At 59.7% G+C, this 21,349-nt stretch carries 17 protein-coding genes (1 of these 17 running past the window's edge); 3 read left to right on the forward strand and 14 right to left on the reverse strand.

Annotated features, from left to right (window positions below; genetic code table 11):
• Positions 1-429, reverse strand: the 5' portion of a protein-coding gene (locus ACVMIM_RS32315; RefSeq protein WP_476117004.1) for a ThuA domain-containing protein. It extends 213 nt beyond the left edge of the window; only the first 429 of its 642 coding nucleotides appear in the window; the start codon lies at positions 427-429; its stop codon lies off the left edge, out of view.
• Between the two features lie 329 nt (positions 430-758).
• Positions 759-1,037 carry a hypothetical protein gene (locus ACVMIM_RS32320; RefSeq protein WP_476117006.1) on the reverse strand — a complete coding sequence of 93 codons (279 nt, stop codon included), beginning with the start codon at positions 1,035-1,037 and terminating at the stop codon, positions 759-761.
• A gap of 668 nt (positions 1,038-1,705) precedes the next feature.
• Between ACVMIM_RS32320 and ACVMIM_RS32325 the strand changes: the two genes are divergently transcribed.
• Together ACVMIM_RS32325 and ACVMIM_RS32330 are read left to right on the forward strand one after the other, a co-directional pair.
• Positions 1,706-2,464, forward strand: coding sequence for a LuxR C-terminal-related transcriptional regulator (locus ACVMIM_RS32325; RefSeq protein WP_442920275.1), 759 nt, complete (start codon positions 1,706-1,708; stop codon positions 2,462-2,464).
• A gap of 249 nt (positions 2,465-2,713) precedes the next feature.
• Positions 2,714-4,138 (forward strand): glutamate-1-semialdehyde 2,1-aminomutase, encoded by a 1,425-nt coding sequence (locus ACVMIM_RS32330; RefSeq protein WP_476117008.1) that lies wholly within the window; start codon positions 2,714-2,716, stop codon positions 4,136-4,138.
• Positions 4,139-4,265: 127 nt separating this feature from the next.
• Here the strand turns inward: ACVMIM_RS32330 and ACVMIM_RS32335 are convergent, their stop codons facing one another.
• From ACVMIM_RS32335 to ACVMIM_RS32350, 4 genes are all read right to left on the reverse strand, one after another.
• On the reverse strand, positions 4,266-4,541 hold the full coding sequence (locus ACVMIM_RS32335; protein WP_476117010.1) for a hypothetical protein: 276 nt from the start codon (positions 4,539-4,541) through the stop codon (positions 4,266-4,268).
• 162 nt (positions 4,542-4,703) lie between these two features.
• On the reverse strand, positions 4,704-5,357 hold the full coding sequence (locus ACVMIM_RS32340) for a PIG-L deacetylase family protein (protein WP_476117012.1): 654 nt from the start codon (positions 5,355-5,357) through the stop codon (positions 4,704-4,706).
• On the reverse strand, positions 5,354-6,169 hold the full coding sequence (locus tag ACVMIM_RS32345) for a sugar phosphate nucleotidyltransferase (protein WP_278052244.1): 816 nt from the start codon (positions 6,167-6,169) through the stop codon (positions 5,354-5,356). The genes ACVMIM_RS32340 and ACVMIM_RS32345 overlap by 4 nt, the downstream gene beginning before the upstream one ends.
• Positions 6,166-7,461: a methyltransferase domain-containing protein gene (locus ACVMIM_RS32350; RefSeq protein WP_476117013.1), complete on the reverse strand. Its 1,296-nt coding sequence runs from the start codon at positions 7,459-7,461 to the stop codon at positions 6,166-6,168. Before ACVMIM_RS32350 ends, ACVMIM_RS32345 begins: the two co-directional genes overlap by 4 nt.
• Before the next feature lie 332 nt (positions 7,462-7,793).
• On the opposite strand from ACVMIM_RS32350, the gene rfbC reads away from it, so the two are divergent.
• Complete coding sequence (rfbC, locus tag ACVMIM_RS32355; RefSeq protein WP_278052246.1) at positions 7,794-8,336, forward strand: dTDP-4-dehydrorhamnose 3,5-epimerase; 543 nt, start codon at positions 7,794-7,796, stop codon at positions 8,334-8,336.
• A gap of 39 nt (positions 8,337-8,375) precedes the next feature.
• On the opposite strand, the gene ACVMIM_RS32360 is transcribed toward rfbC, so the two are convergent.
• The 8 genes from ACVMIM_RS32360 to ACVMIM_RS32395 form a co-directional block, all read right to left on the reverse strand.
• Complete coding sequence (locus ACVMIM_RS32360) at positions 8,376-9,710, reverse strand: DUF4910 domain-containing protein (protein ID WP_476117014.1); 1,335 nt, start codon at positions 9,708-9,710, stop codon at positions 8,376-8,378.
• A 6-nt stretch (positions 9,711-9,716) separates the two neighbouring features.
• Complete coding sequence (locus ACVMIM_RS32365) at positions 9,717-10,778, reverse strand: NAD-dependent epimerase/dehydratase family protein (RefSeq protein WP_476117449.1); 1,062 nt, start codon at positions 10,776-10,778, stop codon at positions 9,717-9,719.
• A 185-nt stretch (positions 10,779-10,963) separates the two neighbouring features.
• Positions 10,964-13,102 (reverse strand): outer membrane protein assembly factor BamB family protein, encoded by a 2,139-nt coding sequence (locus tag ACVMIM_RS32370; protein WP_476117015.1) that lies wholly within the window; start codon positions 13,100-13,102, stop codon positions 10,964-10,966.
• 224 nt (positions 13,103-13,326) lie between these two features.
• Positions 13,327-16,725, reverse strand: a complete 3,399-nt coding sequence (locus ACVMIM_RS32375; protein WP_476117017.1) for a GNVR domain-containing protein — start codon at positions 16,723-16,725, stop codon at positions 13,327-13,329.
• A gap of 366 nt (positions 16,726-17,091) precedes the next feature.
• On the reverse strand, positions 17,092-18,108 hold the full coding sequence (locus ACVMIM_RS32380; RefSeq protein WP_278052252.1) for a glycosyltransferase family 8 protein: 1,017 nt from the start codon (positions 18,106-18,108) through the stop codon (positions 17,092-17,094).
• 41 nt (positions 18,109-18,149) lie between these two features.
• Positions 18,150-19,130: a glycosyltransferase family 2 protein gene (locus ACVMIM_RS32385; protein WP_476117019.1), complete on the reverse strand. Its 981-nt coding sequence runs from the start codon at positions 19,128-19,130 to the stop codon at positions 18,150-18,152.
• A gap of 233 nt (positions 19,131-19,363) precedes the next feature.
• Positions 19,364-20,662: a polysaccharide pyruvyl transferase family protein gene (locus ACVMIM_RS32390; RefSeq protein WP_476117021.1), complete on the reverse strand. Its 1,299-nt coding sequence runs from the start codon at positions 20,660-20,662 to the stop codon at positions 19,364-19,366.
• The gene (locus ACVMIM_RS32395; RefSeq protein ID WP_476117023.1) at positions 20,659-21,288 is read right to left on the reverse strand and encodes an apiosidase-like domain-containing protein; all 630 of its coding nucleotides are present in this window, start codon (positions 21,286-21,288) and stop codon (positions 20,659-20,661) included. The genes ACVMIM_RS32390 and ACVMIM_RS32395 overlap by 4 nt, the downstream gene beginning before the upstream one ends.
• Positions 21,289-21,349 lie beyond the last annotated feature (61 nt).

The following is a 21,349-nucleotide window of genomic DNA, read 5'->3' on the forward strand; positions in this document are numbered from 1 at the left end:
CATGTAATATTGTTCGGAGCGGTAGGGGAAATCGTCGATGCCTTGCATGACCGGGTCGTCGCGCCGCGTCACCTTTACATTGTAGTCGATGATGTTGCCTGGATGCGCGACCCATTGCCCGCCGCACATGAATTGATAGTCGGGCGATTCGCGAAACGCGTCGCCCATGCCTCCATGATAGCCACTAAGGCCGACGCCGTTTTCGACCGCTTTCGTCAGGTTGGCTTCTTCCGCCTTGGTTAGCTTGGACATCGTGTAGATCGGCACGATAAGGCTGAGTTCGGCGATCGCCGGGTCGGCGAAGACCGCGGTCGTGTTCTCGACACGCACGGCAAAGCCTTCTTCCTCGAGCATCGCCTTGACAACACGAGCGCCAGCTTCGGGCTCGTGGCCCTCCCAGCCGCCCCATACGATCAGCGCCTCCCGCATCTTCCACTCCTCTTACGTCAGTGCCGCGGCCGAATGTATGGCGCGCGGGCGCCGAGCGACCATCGCTGCAAAGCCCCGCCGAGTCGAGTTGGAAAGAAGCGCGGGGCAAAAAACAAAGACGCCCGCGCGAGGCGGGCTGTTCTTGTATTTGTTAGGGGGACAGGGTTTTGCTTTTTGTCCCGCGGCGTCGGCTTTGCCTCGTTGCGGGCCCCTGATGCAGGTTAAAATCGCCGGCTCTCGCAGCAAATACAAAGAGCCCCAGCGAGGCGGGCTCTTTGTATTTGGTTGCGGGGACCCGCAACCCCTTTGTCATAACAGCGTCAGGTTTTTTAATTTTGGTCGGGTTTGGCGAATTCGAGGATGCCTGACAATTCGCCGCGTAGTTCGGCATGGACCTCACCGCGCTTGTCGCCGGGCGTGAGGACGATCTCTCCGATCAACGAGCGCAGCGCCTCGGCTGCCGGCCGTCCATCCTCGTGATCGTCGAGCGCTTGCGTGAGTTGCTCGACCCGCTTGCGGTAGAGAGTGGCGATATTGGGATGCAGATCGGGCACGTCAGTGGGCGCCAACGCCACACGCCCGGTGATCTCCGCCTTCTGCCTCTCCAAGTCTTCATCAGCGCCAATAAGAGCCCGATGACCTCTTCCATGGTCAGTCTGCCGAGAGCGCGACATCGAACTTGACTGCAACAGACCTGACGGCGTGTTCGCCGCCCGAAGGCAATAGGGGAGCCACTGCGCGGTAATGACACCTCCTATCCTGTCCGCGGACAGGATGCGCAAGCGTTCAGCAGGCGCAAGTATCCCCGACGTTCGATCTGGCAACACAGGCCGTCAACGAAGCTTGTGAAGGTAACATGTGCCGTTGTCAGAAGATGCAAGCGAATCTACTTCCGCCTAAAGGGGAAGCGCTCCACATGCTATGGCAGATCCACCAGATAGCGCTCGAACCCAAAGCTCGGGGCGTCGGATATCAGGATCGTGCCATGGAGATGCTTCCTATCCGTGCGGCGGATCGCAGCGAGGCTCCGGTCTTTTCGATGGCCCAAAAATTTACTGAAAATTAACTTAGATTAGAGACTGCTTATAAACAGACCATAAACTGACAAAGTTGTTCTGGGTAGGGGCAGCAGAAAAACTGATCAAGGCTCCAAACTGGGTGATCCAGCTTGAGGCCTTTATCGGGTTGGGAATCAAACTTTCACGTTCCAAAGATTGAGGGAGGCTTTGGTTAGCCGCCGCAAGGCGAGCTGTGTTGTGGAAAGGGCGGTGCTAGTATGAGTTCTACAGTAGGATCGCAAAACTACACTTCGACAAATCAGTTGGGGATCCCCTTGAGGGGGATGGAGAATGTCCACGAGCAAGCAGGCAGGCAATGCCTCCTTATCCTGGATGGAAGGGCCCTTGATCGCGAATGTCTCGGATCGGCCCTTGAGGATCACGAACTCGGAATGGCGGTTGTCGCGATGGGTTCGATCGAAGAATGGCACGTGAAGAAGGCATCGGCCCCTCCTCTCGCCGCCATACTCTTCAACGTTGGCGGCCGGAAGGTCACCGATCATGACATCGCGGACGAGATCAGGCATATTTCGTCCGAATTCAAGTCAGTCCCTGTTGTTATCCTGGCCGACACCGAGGACCTTGCACAGATACTGGCGGCTCTCGAATGCGGCGCACGCGGCTATATTCCGACCTCGGTCGCGATCGACGTTTGCGTCGAGGCGATCAACCTTGCCGCGGCAGGAGGCATCTTCGTCCCGGCGAGCAGTGTCCTGTCCATGCGGCACCTGATTGATTCAGGCAACTGCGACACGCGGCCTCTGACGGGCATGTTCACGCTCAGGCAGGCTGAGGTCGCCCAGGCGCTCCGGCGTGGCAAGGCGAACAAGATCATCGCCTACGAACTTAACCTGCGCGAAAGCACCGTGAAGGTCCATATTCGAAACATCATGAAGAAGCTGAAAGCGACCAACCGCACGGAAGTTGCCTACAAGGTCAACGACCTCTTCGCGGACGGAGCTGTGACTGAAGAGTGATCGCAAGCGGCAAGACGGCCCCTGGTGAATCCAGCGGGCCGTTTTTTGTTTTCTGTGGATCATTTGTTGGGAGCCGCCCCAGATCGGCGGCGATAATCTTGGTCTAACCATCCCTGAAAAGCTGTTGCATCGCGCAAAGCTAGGCTCGTGCCCGCCCGCTATCCCCCAAAGTGCTAACCGATGACCTTATGGAGAACGCGAAATCCTGAGCCGAGCATGTAGACTTCGTGCCGGAACGGAGTGGTCGGCATGTCTGAGCAAAGCCTTCGTTTTCGCAAATCCATCCGCCTGCAGGAACGCGGCCGCGAGCTGATCCCGGGCGGCAGCCATACATACGCAAAAGGCGAGGACCAGTATCCCGTCCTGGCGCCGGGCTTCATCGAGCGTGGTTTGGGATGCCATGTCTGGGACGTCGACGGGAACGAGTACATCGAATACGGCATGGGCAACCGTTCGGTCGGGCTGGGGCATGCCTACCCGACCGTGCTCAGAGCGGTAGAGGCGGCCCTCCACGGCGGCTCCAATTTCACGCGGCCCGCCAAAATCGAGGTCGGCTGCGCCGAGACGTTCTTGGAGCTCATCGGCGCTGAGATGGTGAAGTTCTGCAAGGACGGATCGGACGCGACTTCGGGAGCGGTCCGCCTTGCCCGCGCCTACACGGGCCGCGATCTCGTTGCTTGCTGCGCCGACCACCCTTTCTTTTCGACCGACGATTGGTTCATCGGGACAACGCCGATGAATGCCGGAATTCCAGAGGCGACCCGAAACCTGACCGTCACTTTCCGATACAACGACATCGCTTCCGTAAGGGACCTGTTCGACAGATACCCCGGCAAGCTGGCCGCCCTGATCCTCGAGCCTTCCCGCGGCGACGATCCGAAGGACGGTTTCCTGCATCAAGTCCAGGGTCTCTGTCGGGAAAAGGGCGCGCTGCTCATCCTCGACGAGATGATCACCGGGTTCAGGTGGCATGCGGCCGGGGCGCAGAGGCTCTATGGCATCGAACCGGACCTGTCGGCATTCGGCAAGGCGCTTGGGAACGGCTTTTCGGTCTCCGCCCTCGCGGGCAAACGCGAATACATGCGGCTCGGCGGCCTTGAGCATACGGACCGCCCAAGGGTGTTTCTGCTGTCCACCACGCACGGCGCGGAGACCCATGCGCTTGCGGCGGCGATCGCGACCATGCGGACTTACCAGAGCGAGCCGGTCGTCGAACACCTGTATCGTCAGGGAACGAAATTAAGGGAAGGGATCGAAGAGGCCGCCAAACGGCGTGGCGTGGATGGTCACTTCAAGGTCGTCGGCCGTGCCTGCTGCCTGAGCTATGCCACGCTCGACCCCAACGGTAAACCGTCGCAGGCATATCGCTCCCTGTTCCTGCAGGAAACGATCAGGCGTGGGGTGCTCCTGCCGTCTCTCGTCGTCAGCTTCACCCACGACGACGCGGCCCTCATGAAGACCATAGAGGCCGTCGATGATGCATTAGCAGTGTATGCGCGGGCCCTCGAGTCGGGGACGAGCCGTTTTCTGGTAGGCCGTCCCTCCCAGGTCGTCTTCCGCCGCTTCAACAATGGCGACGAACGAGTTGAAACAGTTACGGACCCAGAGAATTCTCAAACCGCGAACAATACGACCAAGAGGCAACTGGAAACACGCCTCGCGGCGACATCTTGACGCTGTGAACGCCGCCTTCTCGCTCGTCTGAGGATCAGGATCTCACTCAGTTGGGCGCACCTGACAAACGCATCACTGCCACTCGGGCCGGAAAGCGCGGGCCAGCTTGTCCCCTCGGATCCGCCTATCAATCCGCCGCAACGGGAAGGGGCCGCGGGAAGGTGTGTCTCCCCACCCATATGACGGCTTCCTCAATCGTGTCGAAATTCTTGTGCTGCCCGGTTAGCAGCCCGAACCCTGTCTCAAGGAACCATTTGCCTTTCGTGGAGTACGCCTCCTCGTCGATCTGGGTAAGGACGGCAACCAGATGGTTGGATTTCCACACCAAAAACCCGGATTCTCCGCCCTCGATCGTTCCGATCCGAACCTTGCTGAGCGAAAATCCAGGAGCAAGTTTCCTCACCTTGATCACATTCCCCTGAGAGCGCATCGCAAAAGGCCCTAGCTTGCACAGTCGCGTCCGCGCGGCCTTTTTAAGTCTGTCCGCCGAGTGCGATTGGCGAGTTTGCTAGCAGATCTCAAGCGAGTTCAAAGCCCTTTCACTTTATGATCCACCGCTCTGTTTTTACAAAATTGTGGCCTTCCGGAGCGTGAAGGCCTCTGCGAAATGGTCGGCAGCGCGGCATTCCATTCCGCGCAATCTCGCAAGCCCAACGAATGTCTCGCGATCGAACCAATCCTTGGAGCGCTGCGTCCCGAAGTGCTCGTGGAGGAGTTGGATCTTGCGTTCCAACACGTCGGCCGTGAGCGGCACGTAAGCATTGGGCTGGCCAAGGTCGCCATCCCATTTTGGGATCTCATATTCGAGCACAAGGTGGTCGCGGAAGACGCTCCAGGTCAGTTGATTGACCTCCCTATGGTCCTGATGGGCGTCAAACCTTGCGTGGGTTAACACTACGTCGGGATGAACCCGTGATCTCACATCCAGCAGCCACTGCTTTATCGATCGGCTATGGGCGGGGAAGTAGCTGTCTTCGAAATCCGCAATATCGACCCTGGACGAGCGCGATCCTTCGAGGAAAGCCGCGGCCGAAGCCCTGGCTTCCGCCGACCGTTGGCCGTCCGCGCTCAGCACGCACCAGTGCACGTCCAGTTTCATCCCCGACGCGATCAGGCCGAGTATCGTGCCTCCCGCGCCGATCTCTATGTCGTCCGAATGGGCGCCAAGGCAGAGGATCGACAGTTCCTCCCCGCGACGAGCGAGGCCAAGCCCCTTCATGATGCGGCCAAGACCCTGTTGCGCCTGTTCTTCTCGGCGGTGATCTTCCTGTTCCAGGGCATGTCGCCCTTTTCGACCATGTCTTCGAGCGACTGCCAATCACGCAGCGTATCCATCGAACGCCAGAATCCCTCGTGCTTATATGCCATGAGCATATTGTCGTCGATCAGGCGCCTGAAGGGCTCGAGTACGAGTTCCTCGCCGTCGCGCATATAGTCGAAGATTTCGGTACGGAATACGAAGTAGCCGCCATTGATCCATATCTCGGCGGTGTCGGTCGTGCGGAACTCGCGCACGCGCCCATCTTCCGCGATGTCGGCCAAATGGTACGTCAGGGGCGCGCGCACGGCGAGGAAACAGCCGATCTTGCCGCTGGCCTCAAACTTCGCAATCACGTCGTCAAGGTCGACATTGGTCAGGCCGTCGGAGTAGTTGGCCAGGAACATCTTTTCGTTCCTGACATGATCCCTGGCGGCCCACAGGCGCTCTCCGATGTTGCGCCAGATGCCGGTGTCGAGCAGGGTAATGCTCCAGTCCTTGACCGTGTCACCGAGCAGTTGCACCTCCTGGCCACCCCGAGAGACCACGCAGTCGGAAAAGGTCTGCGGCCGAGTGTTCAGGAAGAAATCCTTGATGACGTTGGCCTTGTAGCCCAGGCACAGGACGAAGTCGTCATGCCCGTAATCGCTGTACCATTGCATGACGTGGCGCAGGATCGGCTGGTGGCCGAGCGGAATCATCGGCTTCGGTATGCTGTCGGAATAGTCGCGTATCCGGGTCCCGCGCCCGCCGCAGAAAAGGACGACTTTCATCTCGCTAACTCCGATGGATCAATTACTATTACGAAAGGAATCGGTACCACGAACTTCGCGCCCCAGGCGGCAACGTGGTGCAACTGCTTGATGATCTCGTCCTTCAGGTTCCACGGAAGGATCAAGATGTAATCCGGCTTGGCTTGTTCGATCGCCTCAATAGGTTTGATCGGGATATGCATGCCCGGTGTGAAACGGCCCTGCTTGTAGGGATTGCGGTCGACCGTGAAGTCCAGGAAGTCAGTGCCGATGGCGCAGTAATTGAGCAGCGTGTTGCCCTTGCCGGGCGCGCCGTAGCCGCAGATTTTCTTGCCTTCGCTTTTGGCCGAGATCAGAAACGCCAGGAGATCGCGTTTGGCGCGTTGCGCCTTGTAACCGAAGGAGGTGTAGGTCGTCATTTGCGTCAACCCGTGCCGCTTTTCTCTGTCGAGGAGTTCGGCGACCCGGTCATCGGTGACCCAGTTGCTGCCCTCGTTGGCGAGATAGACGCGGAGCGACCCGCCATGGGTGGGCAGTTCCTCGACGTCGATCAGCCGCAACTCGTGGCGGGCCGCCATCAGGTCGATCGTCAGAAGTGAGAAATATGAAAAATGCTCGTGGTAAATGGTGTCGAATTGGTTTTCGGCCATCAGCCGTTCAATGTGCGGGAACTCGAGGGTGATCACGCCCTCCGGTTTGAGCAAGATTTTCATTCCCGCGACGAAGTCGTTGAGATCGGGCACCTGCGCCAGGACGTTGTTGCCAATAATAAGATCGGCGAGCAGTCCCTCGGCCACCATCTGACGCGCCAGCCGCACCCCGAAGAAGTCGACCCGTGTGGGCACGCCCTTCTCGACCGCCGCGCGCGCGACATTGGCTGCCGGCTCGACACCGAGCACCGGAATGCCGAGCGGCAGGAAGTGCTGCAGCAGGTAACCGTCATTGCTTGCGAGTTCCACCGCAAAGCTGTCGGCGCAAAGTCCAAGTCGCTTCGTAATCGCTTCGCAAAAGGCTTTCGCGTGGGCCACCCAGCTGGTCGAGAAGGAAGAGAAGTAGGCGTATTCGCCGAAGATAGTCTCGGGGCTCACATACTCCTTGAGCTGGGCCAAATAGCAGTTCTCGCAGACTAGGACGTTGAGCGGATAGTAGAGTTCCATCTGGTCGAGTTGGTCGGCCTGCAGGAAGCTCTCGCAAGGCGGCGACATGCCAAGGTCGACCAGTGTGTGGCGCAGGCGCGATCCGCAGAGCCTGCAACCGACATTCCGGCGTGCCGTATTAGGGTCGGGAACAATTTCGGCAGCCTGAATATTCATTCCGTACTCCTGTCGCGTTGCTTCGAAAAAACGGCCGCGCGATGGCCTGAAGGCGAAACCGCCGCGCGTCCGTGGAGAGCGCTTCCGTTTCAATGCAGGTTAGAACGGGGTGCCCCCGGGTTCGATTTGCCAATCCGTTGGCCGCCTTAATTCTTATAGGGAAACGGCAGGCGTCGATGACGCCGGCGGACCGCCGAATGGGTAATGCGGTCCCCCGGCATACCGCAATCGGAGAGGCCGCCTAAGGCTTAGGTAGACCTTCCAGCCCGCACACCCCGTGCCGACAATCGGACCGCCGGTCATTGCCCGGTCACCGATGGTTCAGGGGCAACATGCGGTTTACCGAAACGGAGCTGAAGGGTGTCTGGCTGATCGAACCGACGCCCGTGATTGACGACCGCGGTTCGTTCACCCGTCTCTTCTGCGAAAAAGAGATGGCCGATTGCGGGCTGGCGACGCGCTTTGTCCAGCACAGCAGGGCGCGTTCGGTCAGAAGAGGAACCCTCCGAGGGCTGCATTATCAGGAGGAGCCATACACAGAGGTGAAGCTCGTCTCCTGTGTCCGAGGCGCGATCTTCGATGTGGTCGTGGACTTGCGTCCGAACTCGCCGACACGCTTCGATTGGCTGGGCTTCGAACTGACGGCCGAAACCATGAAGCAGGTTTACATTCCGGCCGGCTTCGCCCACGGGCTCCAAACCCTGACAGACGACGTCGAGGTCTCCTACCTCATATCGCAGTTCTATACGCCCCACGCATCAACGGGTGTGCGCTACAACGACCCAGTCTTTTCGATAAACTGGCCCTTGATGCCGACCGCGATATCGGAAAGGGATATGAACTGGCCGCTATTGAAGACGCCGAAGAACTGCTAGCGCAGTTGTGACGCGGGACAGAAACGGTTCCACACTGCTCTAGCGAACCGCCTTAGTTGCGGCCTCAGCCAACAGACCATGATCCAACAGCAATCTTGCCGCGGTCGCCAGTTCCATGAACGGCAGGCCCGAGCGCTCCGCCATCGCGAGAAGCGAATGCCGGCCGTCGGCGAGATTGAGCACCCAAAGCAAGGATATCGATGTTGCCCCCGAAGACTTCTGCCCTCCCAGGGCTGCGTAGAGACCGCGCCTGCCGAGCTGCGGTTCGCCTTTGGGAGAAAGGTTCAACGGAGTCCAGTCCTCTTCTACGATGTCGATGACGTCCGTCAGGATGCGGAAGGAGTCCTCCAGGTGCTCCGGCCCGATGAAATCGAGATTATCGGCCGACGTGTGGTACTCTGGGAAAATGCCGTGGACGCCGCGCTGGAACATGCCGACCGGAAGATTGAAGCCTGGCGAACAATACTGCCTCTCATCGTAGCCGTAAGGGGAGAAGTCCGTCAGCCTAGCCCCGGCTTCCCGCCCGAGCACGTGCGCCATGGCGCGGTCGATGAAGGCGTCACCGCGGCGGCTGCGCTTGTATGTCGGGCTTGCGGCGTCGCCCACGCATGATAGCACCAGGCCGTGGTCGATGAGATGTACCCGGTCCTCGTTGCGGGACAGCCACGTGATCGAGCCGATCGTGGCGGGGGCAAACAAGAAGCGGTAGCTGTAGCGTGTTTGCCTTGTCTTCAGGCTTCTTGCAAGAGTCGCCAGCAGGGCTAGGCCCGAGCAATTGTCGTTGGCCAGCGACGGATGGCAGATGTGCGCCGAGAGAAGGAATTCCCGATCCGTCCGCCCGCGGTGCAGGTATTCGCCATAAGTCAGGCTGCCGTCCTCGAGTTCGGTATCGATCTCCACCCGGTAGAAACCGTCGGGCATCCGGGCCAGCAAGTCGTGAGCCATGCAGAAACCCCAAGCCGGAGCGTAATAGGAGGTGCGATAGGGGATCACCTGCGGCTGTTCGGGCAGAGTATGGATGTGAGCTCTCAATTCGTCGAGCGGCAGGATGCCCTTGAAGGGCACGCTGTAGTTGACGACATGCAGGTTGGAGCTTGCAAAATCCACGACCGTCTGCCCGTCCGGTCCTGTGATGCTAGCCGAGCGGATATTCCATTCCCTCGGAACAGTCCAGTCGAGCACCTGCGTCCCTGTAGGCACCTCGTGCCGCTCCAAATCGACATGCCGTGACAGGATATCCAGAGTCTGTCGCACGCCGTCTCCGGTGATGCTCCTGCAAATTGGGAACAGCTGTTCGGCCAAGGCGTAAATTCCCTGGCCGACGCCAATGGAGGCCGGCGGCGGGCAGGTCGCGGCGGGGTTCACGTGCTCCATCCCCGGCTATCCTGCTGCCGCCTCCAGTGTTCTCGAGGCTTCCGCGACCCGCATACACGCATCCAGAAGTCCGTTGGCTAGAAGATGCCTGATATGGCCTATACGCTGGAAGCGCGGTCCCTCGAATTCCTCGATAGTGACATTCGACTTTCGGTAGGCCTGGTAAAGCTGCTCTGCCCCCCTGCGTGCATCCCATTGCGGCTTGAAGGCAGGAAGGGTGCGCGCAATCTTGTCGAAGTTGACGCGGTAGGATCGCTTGTCGGGTCCGGCGTCGGACGCGAATTCGAGCCGGCAGCCCGGCACGACGTCGGCGACGATTTCGGCTATGTCGCGGATCCTGTAATTGTGCTGCGTGCATCCCACATTGAAGGCTTCGTTGTGGACTGTCTCGCGTGGTGCTTCGAGTCCGGCGATGAATGCCCTGGAAATGTCTTCGATGTGGACGATCGGCCGCCAGGGTGTCCCGTCGGACTTCAGGAGGATCACCCCTTTCGTTACTGCCCAGGCGACGAGATTGTTCAGCACGATGTCGAAGCGGAGCCGAGGCGACAGGCCATAGGCCGTGGCGGGCCGGAAATGGGTGGGCGAGAAGCTGCCGTCGGCCAGTTCGGAAATATCCCGCTCTGCGAGCACCTTGGACCACCCATAGGGCGTGACGGGGTTCAGATCGCCCGTTTCGTCGACCATCGCCTCTCCGGCCTGTCCGTAATTGCTGCACGATGATGCGAATAGGAACCGCGACACGCCGGCCTCCTTGGCGGCCTTTGCAAAGCGGGCGCTGCCCTTGTGGTTGATCTCGTAGGTGATGTCCGGATCGAGATCGGACAGCGGGTCGTTGGAAAGAGCCGCCAGGTGGATGACCGCATCGAACCCTTCGAGGTCGCGCGCATGCACGTCCCTGACGTCTTTTTGGATGGTGGGAACGAAGGCCCGCTCGCCACCCGAAGCAAAAGTACAACGCCGGTATAGATCACTGTCGTAACCCGTCACCGAATGCCCCGCGCGGAGCAGCATCGGCACCATCACCGAGCCGATGTAGCCCTGATGGCCAGTTACCATGACTTTCATAGCGCATCTCTTCGCAAGCTGGGTATTGATCGCGCAGAGCCTACTGAGGCTGAAAGGGCTGGGCGAGAACGCCAATAGGCGGTCGCAATGCCCTGTTGGACGAAGCCTGGCCGCCGATTAGTTCTTTTGGATGGTGCGCGCCTTCTCCTTTGGGGTGTTCCCTCAGGGGACCCTGCGCGGCGGTCCTACAGTCCGAAGGCAAACAGTGCCCGACCGGCTGCGATCGCTATGACCTGCCGACCGTCCACGGCAAACGAGATCGGAGCTGCCCTTGTTTCTCCGCCTACCGGCATGTGCCAAAGCTCTTGTCCGGTGGCGGAGTCGAGCGCGAACAACACCCCTCCGGAGGCGCCGAAGACAAGTCCGCCCGCAGTCGCGAGCAGACCGCTGTAACCTGAGTCCTTTGCCGTGGGGGAACGGAATTCCCACCTCCTCTTGCCGGTCGCGGCATCGAGCGCACGCACGGCCGGCACGGGCGGAGTGACCCACGCTGCCCCGCTTGCAACAAACAATCCCTCCACCCCTCGTTGGACGTTGTCCGGATCGGTCTTCGTGAAAATCGAGGCCCCTTCGGTGGTCGGCACGAAGACCAGCCCTTGATCTTGGTCGAAGGCCGGATTTTGCCAGTTCGTTCCACCGCCGCCTGGCCGTATGAGGCGTCCCGCCGTCGAAGCGCCCGCGGATAAGATCGGCCGCCCCGCGTGATCCAGGCCATCGGCCCAGTTCTGCTCAACAAAGTTTACGCCGGTCAGGAATTCGCCCGTGCCCCTATCGAGCACATAGTAAAATCCATTCCTGTTGGCCCAGCAGATCACCTTGCGGTTGACGCCGTTGATCGTGAGTTCGGCAAGGATAGGGGACTGATTTGAATCCCAGTCCCGCTCATCATGTGGCGAGAACTGGAAGTGCCATACGAGCTTCCCGGTACTCGCGCGCAGCGCGATTACGCTGTTGGTGTACAAATTGTCGCCGGGGCGTACGTCGCCATTGTAGTCAGGACTCGGATTGCCCACGCCCCAGTATAAGAGATCAAGGGAAGGGTCGTAGCTGCCCGTCACCCATGTTGGGCCGCCGCCGGTTCGCCAGGCGTCGTTCTTCCACGTCTCGTGCCCCGGCTCGCCGGGACCCGGGATGGTATTGAATTTCCACAGTTGTTTGCCGCTCGCGGAATCATAAGCCGCCAGAAATCCGCGAATGCCGAACTCGCCGCCGGCAACGCCGACTACGACGGCATTGTTCGCGATCAGAGGCGCCCCGGTCATTGTGAAACCTTCGGAGGCCTTGGCTACCTCGGTTTCCCAGATCTCCTTCCCGTGGTTGGCGTCCACAGCGACCAGGACGCCATCCAAGGTGCCCAGAAAGAGCACGTTGCCGAGAACGGCAAGGCCTCTGTTTACCCGGCCACAGCACATGGGCAGGTTATCGGGCAAAGGCCGTTCGTACTTCCAGATCACCTTGCCTGATTTTGTGTCGTAGGCAACGATGCTGGCGGGAGGAACGCTGGTGAAGAGCGTTCCGCCTACGACGAGCGGTGTGGCCTCCACAAGCCGGTCGTCGGTGTCGAACTGGCTAATCCAGCGGGCACGAAGCCGGGACACATTTTCCTTGGTGATTTCGGAAAGCGGTGAATAGCGCCAACCGTCCAACGAACCCGAATAGGTCAACCATTGGCCCGAATTCGGAGCAAGCAGATCGTCGCCCTTCACGTTGACATCAAGGTGAAACGCGATTTCGTCGCTCGTGGCCGAAGTTTTGGCCTGAAGCGATCTGATATAAGCTACAATCCTCCAACGGTCGTCGAACGACAGATCAGCGTGGGGCGCCATGGACGTGGCGGGAATACCGTCGCGCACGACCTTGTAAATGGCCAGGTCGCTGTCGCCGTGTCTGAGTGGCCGATCGAGAAGCGGAGCGTGTGCTCCCGATCCATCGTGGCAGGCCGCGCAGTTCCTTTGAAATATTTCGGCGCCGCTGGCCCGATCCTCCGCACTGACAAAAGGATTGCTAACTGCGGCATCTAGGGAGCGCCCTTCCGTGACCGTTGTCGTCAAAACGAACCCGCTCGAAGGGTTCGTCATCTGGAGAAGCTCGCGCCAGGACAGGTCTGGAACTCCCCCTAATGCCTTGCGCGTATAGAGCTGTAATCTCCAGGTCAATGAGTGCCAGATTTTTGTACTCTTCGCCCCATCCGCCGGCTGAGGCAGTTTGTTGTAAAATACAACGCCGCCTATCAAAGCGACAAAAACAAAGGTCGCTACAGCAAAGATAATTCGTAACTTCGACCTTCTTCGGTCGATTGAGCGTGCCATCCCATTAATCGACATTTTGTGCGCTTTTCGTGTATTTCTTATGAGATTTATCCAAACGAGTGCGAAGCAGTCACATCGACACCCCCATTCCAGCCGACCGCCGAGAGGATCCAAGGGCAAACTCCCGTGCTGTCGTCCCGATACGGTGGCCGGCGCCTGCTGCTTGTCACGGCACTCTCTCAGCAAGCGGGCTTTGTTCGCAAGAACGGCAAAAGGAGTACCCGCACCGGGGCTTAACCCTAAGCCGTACGAATGGGGTTCCTAGCCGCATTGCCGATTCGTGCAATCAAGAGTGGCAGCCTGCTGAGGAAAGGCCGGCTTGCCGAGGGCAATCCGTAGGCAGCCAGATGCTTTCGCGATCGTGTCGGAGCCCCCGTGATCAATACGCCGGTTATCGGCGCCCTGCTCGCATGGAGCGACCGGACGAGTTCCTTCAGCACGTCCGTGGAGGTTCTGCCCCATCTGGCGACCAGGATGACGCCATCGAGAACCGAGCTGGCCGCCAATTTGGATCCCGAAGTGAATGACGGAAGAGCTATGATGACAGTATCGTACGATTCCAATCCTTGAAGGACGGTGCGCATCGTCCCCGGAACAAGCAGTTCAGTGGCGTCGGAGGACGAGCATAGAAGCATGTCGAACTGCCGGTTCGGCACAGCTACTATGTTTGACGCGACAAGGCCCGCTGCCCGCCCGCGAGGGGCAGGCGATACCGCCAACAGCAGCTTGGCCAGCTCCGGGTGGGCGACGTCCGCGTCGACAAGCAACACCCGCTGCCCGCACATCGAATAGAGCGAAGCGAGGTTGATTGCCGCCGAGCATTTGTCATCGCCAGCCGACGTTGAGGTAATGCCGATCCATTTCATCGGACGGTCCGTGTCGGCGAGGCCGATCGCGGTCTTGACCCGCCTGAGGCTATGGCTGAATGGCGAGTATGGAGCGCTTGTCACCTCTTCCATCGGACCGCTGTGCCCTTTCCGGCCGAACGGCGGCAGCTCGCCAACGCATTCCAGCCCGAGCTCCTCGCGGACTTGCCGCGGCGAACGAATGGTCTTGTCGAACATGCTGCGGATGAAGGCCAGGCCCACCCCGACCATCATGCCCAAGAGAGCGCCGAAAACTACTACCAGCTCGCGCCGCGGATAGCTGGCCGATAGTGGTCGCGAGGCGGGTGTGATGACCCGCAGGTCGGCAATCGGAAACGTCTCCTGGTTGAGCGAGCTTGTATGGGCCTGCAAGAAGTCGCGGTACATCTTGCGGTAAATGTCCGCGGTGAGATCGAGTTCTTGGAGCGTGCGCTCCTGGGTCTCCCCGCCCGAACCCCGCGTATTGGGCCCGTTGCCTTCGGCCGGCGCAACGCTCGCCGGTCTGGCGACGCTGTAGTCGTGCCGGGCGCGGAATTCCTGAGCGATCCGCGTGGCATTGTTCATTTGGCTCCGCAACTCCCCCAGACGCTGGTCGAGCCATACGCCATCCTTATGCGCCACCGCTCCCTTGGTCCCCAGTTGCTCGAGCACGAGGGCATTCGCGGTGGCGTTGGCTATCCTGGCGGACAGTTCGGGATCACGGGAGCTAAAAGAGATTTCGATCGCGTAAGAGCCACCCACCCGACGCATGTCCAGTCCGCTCTGAAAAGCCTGCATCGTACGGCGGCTGCGCTCAAATTCCGCAACCTCGGATTTTGTGCTGTCACCGCCGTCCCAAGCCGGTTTTCTTTTGCCTTTGGACGCGACGGCATCTTCACCTGTTCGGAAGCCTAGCGTTTGCAGGACGAGCGCGCCGAATTGGTCAAATCGTTCGGCCAAGGTAAGACTTTGCGGCTGATTGAACGTCGCGTCGTCCCGCAGGTTGAGGCGGTCTATAACCATCATAGCCGTCTTTTCCGACCTCATGAGAGCGATCCGACTTTCGATCTGCGCCCTATCCAGGGACGGGTTTCCTTCGCCCGACTGCTGCTGGAGGAGCTTGGAAAGGTTCGGCTCGATAAGAATTTGGGTGCTCGCCCTGTAGATTCGGTCAGTGGTGACGACATAGAAGCCCGCGGCAAGGATGCCCACGGCCAAGCAACCTACGATGGAGCGCGTGTACAGCCTCAGGAAGCATGTAATGTCCGACAGGCTGATGAATTCGCGGTCGATGGGATCCTCCCAGTTGGACGCCGGCCACTGCACGGATGTCGTCCCGCGCCTGGCGGCAGCTGGGTCGTCGATCAATTCTGGGGATTTCTGGTATCCGTGCGACTGCCGCGCGAAGACATGCCTGTTCCTGCGGGCGCTGACCCTGGTGGCGACGACGACGGCAAGAGCGACGAAGAAAACGATGCCCGGGTCCGCGGTCCCGCCCGAAATGGACGCGGCAACCATGCCAGCCAAGGCGCATGCCCGGACGGAGGAGACCACCGCTTCGGTTTCGCCATCAACGTAAGACCTCAATCCTCCAAGCCCGCGGATCACCACGGCCAGAAGCGTCGCCATCATCAGACTGCCGACTAAACCGAGTTGCGAGATCACGGCAATCGGCCAACTGGAAGCGCGCGAGCTGCCGAACCCGACGCCCAGGCCACTGGTGTCGGCAAAGGACTGGAGGCTCTTGATATTCCAGTAAGCCCGTTCATGGCCGGAGTCTGTGCTGCCCTTGTTGATGACGGTCGAGTCGATGAGCTCAATTACCGGATCGAGGATTCGTTCGTTGTAGAGGATGATTGCCATTACCGCGCAGACCCCGGCCGTTAGCAGGGTGACGATCAGGATTTCGTCAGCAGTGACGCGACCGGCCAGAAATGAACGAGCAAGGGAAAAAGCAACGGGAACGCTCAGCACGGCCAAGCCGACATAGGCTGTCGACGACGTACAAAGAAGCAGCAGGACCAGCAGTATCCCAGACAGCCAGCGGGCCAGCCGGGAGCCTGTCTTGCGCCAGTAGACATAGCAGAACGACAAGCACGCCAGGGAGACGGCGCCGAAGGCCGACGCTTCGGAATAGGCTCCGGCAATGCGGAAGAAGCCAGCCTGGACCTGGTCTGTGAGCATCGCGTAGCTGGCAGTCCGGATCACCTGCAGAAGGTCCCCCGTTCCCGCGACCTTGCCCACCACATCGAGCATTCCCATGGTGACGTGGAGTACGCACCAGATGAAGAAACCTCGACGGATCTCGTCCATCCTGTTCTTGTTCAGGAGCAGGATACAGAGGGCGATGACGATGAGGCCGCCAAGAATGAAATATCCGGTTTGCGAGATGTTGGACGAGACCGGCTCGAGTGAGGCCTCTATGACGACACCGTGGCGCGTCTTGGACTGGACGAAAGCGCTGGTCTGTCCTGCAAACAGACGCGGGAAAAGCCACGCGCCGGCCACGGCATAAAACATGAGGCCAGAGAGCACCCAGATGGCCCGGATCTTGCCGAACACATTGCCAAGGTCCTGCCAGATCCGCCTCCTGGCGGCGACCCCCGTCAACATGAGGGCGCCGAAGAAGGTATAGATTAGCGGCGACGACCCGCCCAGCGAACTGAGCATCATCAAGGCTGTCGAACCGAAAGCCAGCGATGCGATAAGGCCTACGATCAAAGGCGCCCGGTAATAAATCGCCGTCAGCAGAACTGCGGCGCAGACGATCAAACCGACAGGCGAGAGCTCCATCTGTCGTCAGGCCCGCCCGAGCCGGCCGCAGCCCTGCGTTTTCTTCATACGGCTGGTTCCCGGCGCATCCACGCGCATGTCAATTTCCAGGCTGGCTATCCGCAGCAATGTCCTGATCCGGACGCGGTTGGCGATGCCTGACTTTCGGGAAACGATGCCTGACCGGCAAGCGAAGCAATGGGAGTAGAAGACGGCGACAAGGTTGAGCACACTATCCGTTTGCCGTATTGCCCTACCTCCGTCAGCCTATTCATCGGCTCTTGCGATCAGCAAGGGAGCCGCCTCAATGCGTCGGCGGCATCCACCTTGACCCATCGCTGCGCGAACGTCCTGTCGAGGCGCGGTCCATTCGGCCTCCCGCCTCAATCACTGCGAAAGCAAGGACAGTATCTTCCGCCTGCGTGTGTATCTCCGCCAAGGGTACAACCACTTCATGCGAAATCTGCTGCGCTCCCTGTGGGAGAGACCCGCGGCTATCTGCGCCTTTGGGGGGACCGGAAGCGTGACATCGCAGTTTCGCAGCCGCAACTCTGCCTGGCGATAGAATTTGTTGAAATACTCACCCCAGGGCCAGTCGGAGACGTCCCAGGGTTTGGGCGCGCCGACGAAGTGCCAGATCGTCGGTTTGATACCTAGTTCGCGGGGGTCCAACGCCATCATATATTCGCTCTGATAGTTGTAGCGAAGAGGCAGAAAGTCGACGTTTCCCCGGGCGGCGTGATTAAGGGCGCTTTGATCGGACGCGACGCAGCGTTCCGGATGCTCACGCAGAAACCCGATAGCCGACGATGCGATTGAATTCCATGCGTTTTTCGAGGCGTATATTACGCCGGAATTGAAATATGCAGTCGGTTTACATCCCAAACCTCTAAGATGGTCTATGTCTCTTCGCTTAGACCAACTTAGCTCGTCAATGTATATTCTCATGAAATCGGGCACCGCCATTAGACCGTATTCGGGCGGCGAAATTGCCAATAGGCTGTCAAGCTCGTCGTCCACCATGGTGTCGCCGTCGATATACAGAAAACGTCCGATATCCTCTTCCAACAGTGAACCGATCCATAACCGCGCCAGCGCGATTGGGGGAACGACGTCGCGATGAAATCGGGAGAGTTCTGCCAGTTGCGGGATGTTAGCCGCGCTGATTGAAATCTTCGTCCCGCAAACAGCCGCGGCGAATTGCTGCAACCATGCCTGTTCCGCATTGACGACGAACAGACAGATAGGTGTGCCGCTTCCGGTATGGGTGTCGGCGGATAATGCCGTTGCAAAAGTCGGAAGAAAATAGTTCTGGTCGGTGATCAGAACTACTGCTGCCTTCCCGGTGGTTTTCGGGCTCCGGTTTTGTTCGGCAATCGGCGAAGTTATGGTTAGAGCCGACATCTGGTATCCGATCGATGCTTTGCAAAACGCTGAAAATACGGCTAAGGGCGCGTGCTCCCGAGAACCTCTAAAATGACCTGTCTTGCCCGTTTGAGGGAGCCGTCCGTTCTGAACAGATGACCGATGGGCGGTAAAAGCATGGAGCCGGGATCCAGCCTCCGGCCGAACTTTAAAAGTTCGGCACCGGCCGTGCGCTTGCCCCGCATCAGATGCGATACTGCCGACCAATAGGCAGCCCCCGCCAAATGGCGCCGAACCGTGCGATGAAGCATTGAGGCGTTGGGCATGGCGCCGCCCTCGTGAGCAAAGAAGCTCCTCAAGACAGTTTCATATTCCTGCAATCTGCGGAGCGCGTCGTGCCACATGACCTGAGAGATGTTGGTCGTGTGCTCGCGTGTTATCGCCAGCGGCACGGACAGCTCCGCAACCGATCCGTGGCGGGCCAGGCGCAGCGCCATCTCCAGGTCGTCGAGAAGCGGCACGGACGGCCGATAATGGCCGACCGTTTTTTGTATGGATGTCCGCACTAGCATTGCATGGGCAGTCAGGTTGAATTTCATCTTCCGGCAGCACGTCTCGATCAAGCGATCCCCATCCGTCAGGGTCCAGCCGTCGGCGTGCGCAGGCAGGGCAGGAAAGTCGTTCCCTACCCATGGCGCGATGTGCTTGCCCAGCACGAACGATACCTCCTGGAAACGGTCGAGGAGCGTCATCCCAAGGCGAAGGGCTCCCGGCATAAGCAAATCATCGGCACAGAGGATCATGAAGTAATCGGCACGGGCCAAATCCACGCCTTCATTGAACGAGGCGTGGGAACCGACATTCACCTGATGGCAAATGACCTCGATCCTGTCATCCGTCGCCGCCAGCCGGTGCGCCACCTCGACGCTGTTGTCGGTGGAGGCGTTGTCGATGATGACGATCCTGGCATCCTCGACCCCCTCGACAAGAACGCTTTGAACGCATTGCGGCAGGAAGTGCGCGTAATTGTAGCAAGGGATGACAATGTCGACGCTGGCCATCAATCAGAACTCCGATGGATGCGGATCGCCAAGCTCGCCGACACTCTCTTGGGCTTCTTCAGCATTGTTCCATCGATGATGCTGTTCGCACGAGTGAGACCGCAACAGGCTAGCATTTCGACGTCATCCTTGACCTTCAGACGATGGATGTAGCCCTACTCCTGGTCCGCAACTTTCGGATGAATACCGGTTACGCATTGCCTGGAGACGCCGTGGGGGCGACACCATGCGCTTCAACCGATCACGCTGGAAAGAAGGCAGGCGCCTTGCCTATCGACCTGCTTCCTGAACTCGACCAGCCGCCCGTCGATTGTCTGTTCGTGTTTATCCCTGGCCGCCCTCAGCTGCGAAAACTGCGCGATCAGCGTTTCGACAGTGAAAGTCTCGACATGGTGGCAGTACTCGCCCAGGCCCATTTCTTCCATCAGCACATCGTTCTTCTTCGCGTAACTCAGCGAGATGGTCGGCCTGCGCATCATCAATGCGCAGACGATGTTGTGGAAGCGCGTGGCGACGACGATGTCGGTAAGCGCCATCTGCCCCATGACGTCTCCCAGCGAATGGACCTGTTCGTGCTCCAGTCTTGAGCCGGGCCGAAGGTCGTTCACGGCCGCCCGGAGCGCGTCGACGGCGACGCTGTCTTCTTCGTCACCTATTAGAAGCCGGACGTCATGGCCGCTGTCGAGGAGGTGGACGACGAAATGCGTCAGTTTGCCGATGTACCCGGAAAGGATCGACTGGCCGCCCTCGGCAAAGCCGTACCAGCCGCGGTATGCCATGACGCCGACACCCACCCTCAGCGGCTCCGGCCGTATCTGGGGAGACGGAATTGGCGCGGGCAGGCTGAAGGCGAGGTCTGGATAGACCGCGTCTCCACGGGTGTCGAAGCCGACACTTTCCATAAATTCCCTGGATTGCAGATCGCGGTAGGACCGGTACTGAGCCAGGCGGGCCGCCGACGTCATAAAAAAGCGGCTTAGTCTGTTCCTGATCGGGCCGGCCCCGATGCTGACAAAGGCAATGCGCGTCCCGACGAGGCGAGCGGCGAGGCACCATTTGAAGATGTCGTACGGCATGCCTGCCGGCCTTTCCCCGAAATCGTCCAGGATTCCGGTGCCCGGGAAGATCATCACGTCAGACTTGCGGATGCGGCGGACGGTCTGCGTGAAATCGGCAAGTTTTCCGGGGATTTTCAGGAGGAGGCGGTTAATACTTCCGGACAGGCCCGTCGCCGGGCCATTCCGGCGAATCGGCGAAGTCTCGATCGCGAATGTCTGTTTGACCACGTCGGGTTCGCCGCAGACACATGACAGTTCCGCCTCGGGTCTCTCTCTCCTCAGAAACCCGACCATGGCTTCGAGCGAACCTTCATTGCCGAAATTGCCGGAGCCGAAGAGCCCGAACAACGTTATTCTTCGAGGCGTTCGGCGCACCCCGGTGCGGCGGCCGCTTGGCTGATGGGGTGCTGCTGCGATTGCGCCGGCGCTCGCCAGGCTGTCAAAGCTGTCAGCAGCGTCGTTCCTGGCGGTCATTGGCTTTGTACCGGTTGCGAACGGAGTTCCAGTATCCAATCGGCGTGATCCCCTTTCGGCGGCGCGAAATACTGGACATTCGTGGCAAACGGTGATCCGGGAGCCGCCTCGCCCGCTCCCGAGGACGGATCGACCCAGCGAGCCGAGACCTGCGGCCCGGCGAGCTTCGCAAGGTCGAGGGTGATGCCTCTCCCGTTGGGAAGGTAAATGAGTGCGAACGATCCATCCATGGTCCGCGCGGACATTGTTCGGGCGTGATAGCTGCCCTGTCCTGCGATGAGAAAGTCGTTTCCCCTATCAGGTTCGAGCTCCCACCATCTGATCGACGAAAAATATCGATGGAGAACCTGCATGCTCCTTGCCCCTGGGCTGTCGAGCGCCTGCTGCCAGGTCATTTCGGCTGGCCAGAGGCCCGGGCCGCCGAAGTGCCAAATAGGGTTGTTGCCGAAGATGTGCCCGGAAGCCCCGGAAAGAAGCGCCTGGTAGGCCTGCACCCGCACGCGATGGGCGTCCGCGCCGAACTCGTTTTCGTAGGCGCTCTCGATCAGGAAATAAGGCATGTCGCCCGAGGCGTGCTGGACAAGTGCCGCCGCATGAACGGGTTCGTAGGTGTAGACATTGTTCACGGAAAGCCACGGTTCTTCCCGCCAGTAGTCCAGAGCCGCCGTTTCGGGGCGCGCTGTGGGC

The sequence above is a fragment of the Mesorhizobium sp. USDA 4413 genome (assembly GCF_056280365.1).

What these genes read in the sequence shown, in the direction of transcription:
- ACVMIM_RS32380 (WP_278052252.1), bottom strand. Translation starts at nt 18,108, where the DNA reads ATGTCGGCTCTAACCATAACTTCGCCGATTGCCGAACAAAACCGGAGC.
- ACVMIM_RS32390 (WP_476117021.1), bottom strand. Translation starts at nt 20,662, where the DNA reads ATGACCGCCAGGAACGACGCTGCTGACAGCTTTGACAGCCTGGCGAGC.
- ACVMIM_RS32375 (WP_476117017.1), bottom strand. Translation starts at nt 16,725, where the DNA reads ATGGAGCTCTCGCCTGTCGGTTTGATCGTCTGCGCCGCAGTTCTGCTG.
- ACVMIM_RS32365 (WP_476117449.1), bottom strand. Translation starts at nt 10,778, where the DNA reads ATGAAAGTCATGGTAACTGGCCATCAGGGCTACATCGGCTCGGTGATG.
- ACVMIM_RS32345 (WP_278052244.1), bottom strand. Translation starts at nt 6,169, where the DNA reads ATGAAAGTCGTCCTTTTCTGCGGCGGGCGCGGGACCCGGATACGCGAC.
- ACVMIM_RS32350 (WP_476117013.1), bottom strand. Translation starts at nt 7,461, where the DNA reads ATGAATATTCAGGCTGCCGAAATTGTTCCCGACCCTAATACGGCACGC.
- ACVMIM_RS32325 (WP_442920275.1), top strand. Translation starts at nt 1,706, where the DNA reads ATGAGTTCTACAGTAGGATCGCAAAACTACACTTCGACAAATCAGTTG.
- ACVMIM_RS32385 (WP_476117019.1), bottom strand. Translation starts at nt 19,130, where the DNA reads ATGGCCAGCGTCGACATTGTCATCCCTTGCTACAATTACGCGCACTTC.
- ACVMIM_RS32330 (WP_476117008.1), top strand. Translation starts at nt 2,714, where the DNA reads ATGTCTGAGCAAAGCCTTCGTTTTCGCAAATCCATCCGCCTGCAGGAA.
- ACVMIM_RS32340 (WP_476117012.1), bottom strand. Translation starts at nt 5,357, where the DNA reads ATGAAGGGGCTTGGCCTCGCTCGTCGCGGGGAGGAACTGTCGATCCTC.
- rfbC (WP_278052246.1), top strand. Translation starts at nt 7,794, where the DNA reads ATGCGGTTTACCGAAACGGAGCTGAAGGGTGTCTGGCTGATCGAACCG.
- ACVMIM_RS32360 (WP_476117014.1), bottom strand. Translation starts at nt 9,710, where the DNA reads ATGGAGCACGTGAACCCCGCCGCGACCTGCCCGCCGCCGGCCTCCATT.
- ACVMIM_RS32370 (WP_476117015.1), bottom strand. Translation starts at nt 13,102, where the DNA reads ATGTCGATTAATGGGATGGCACGCTCAATCGACCGAAGAAGGTCGAAG.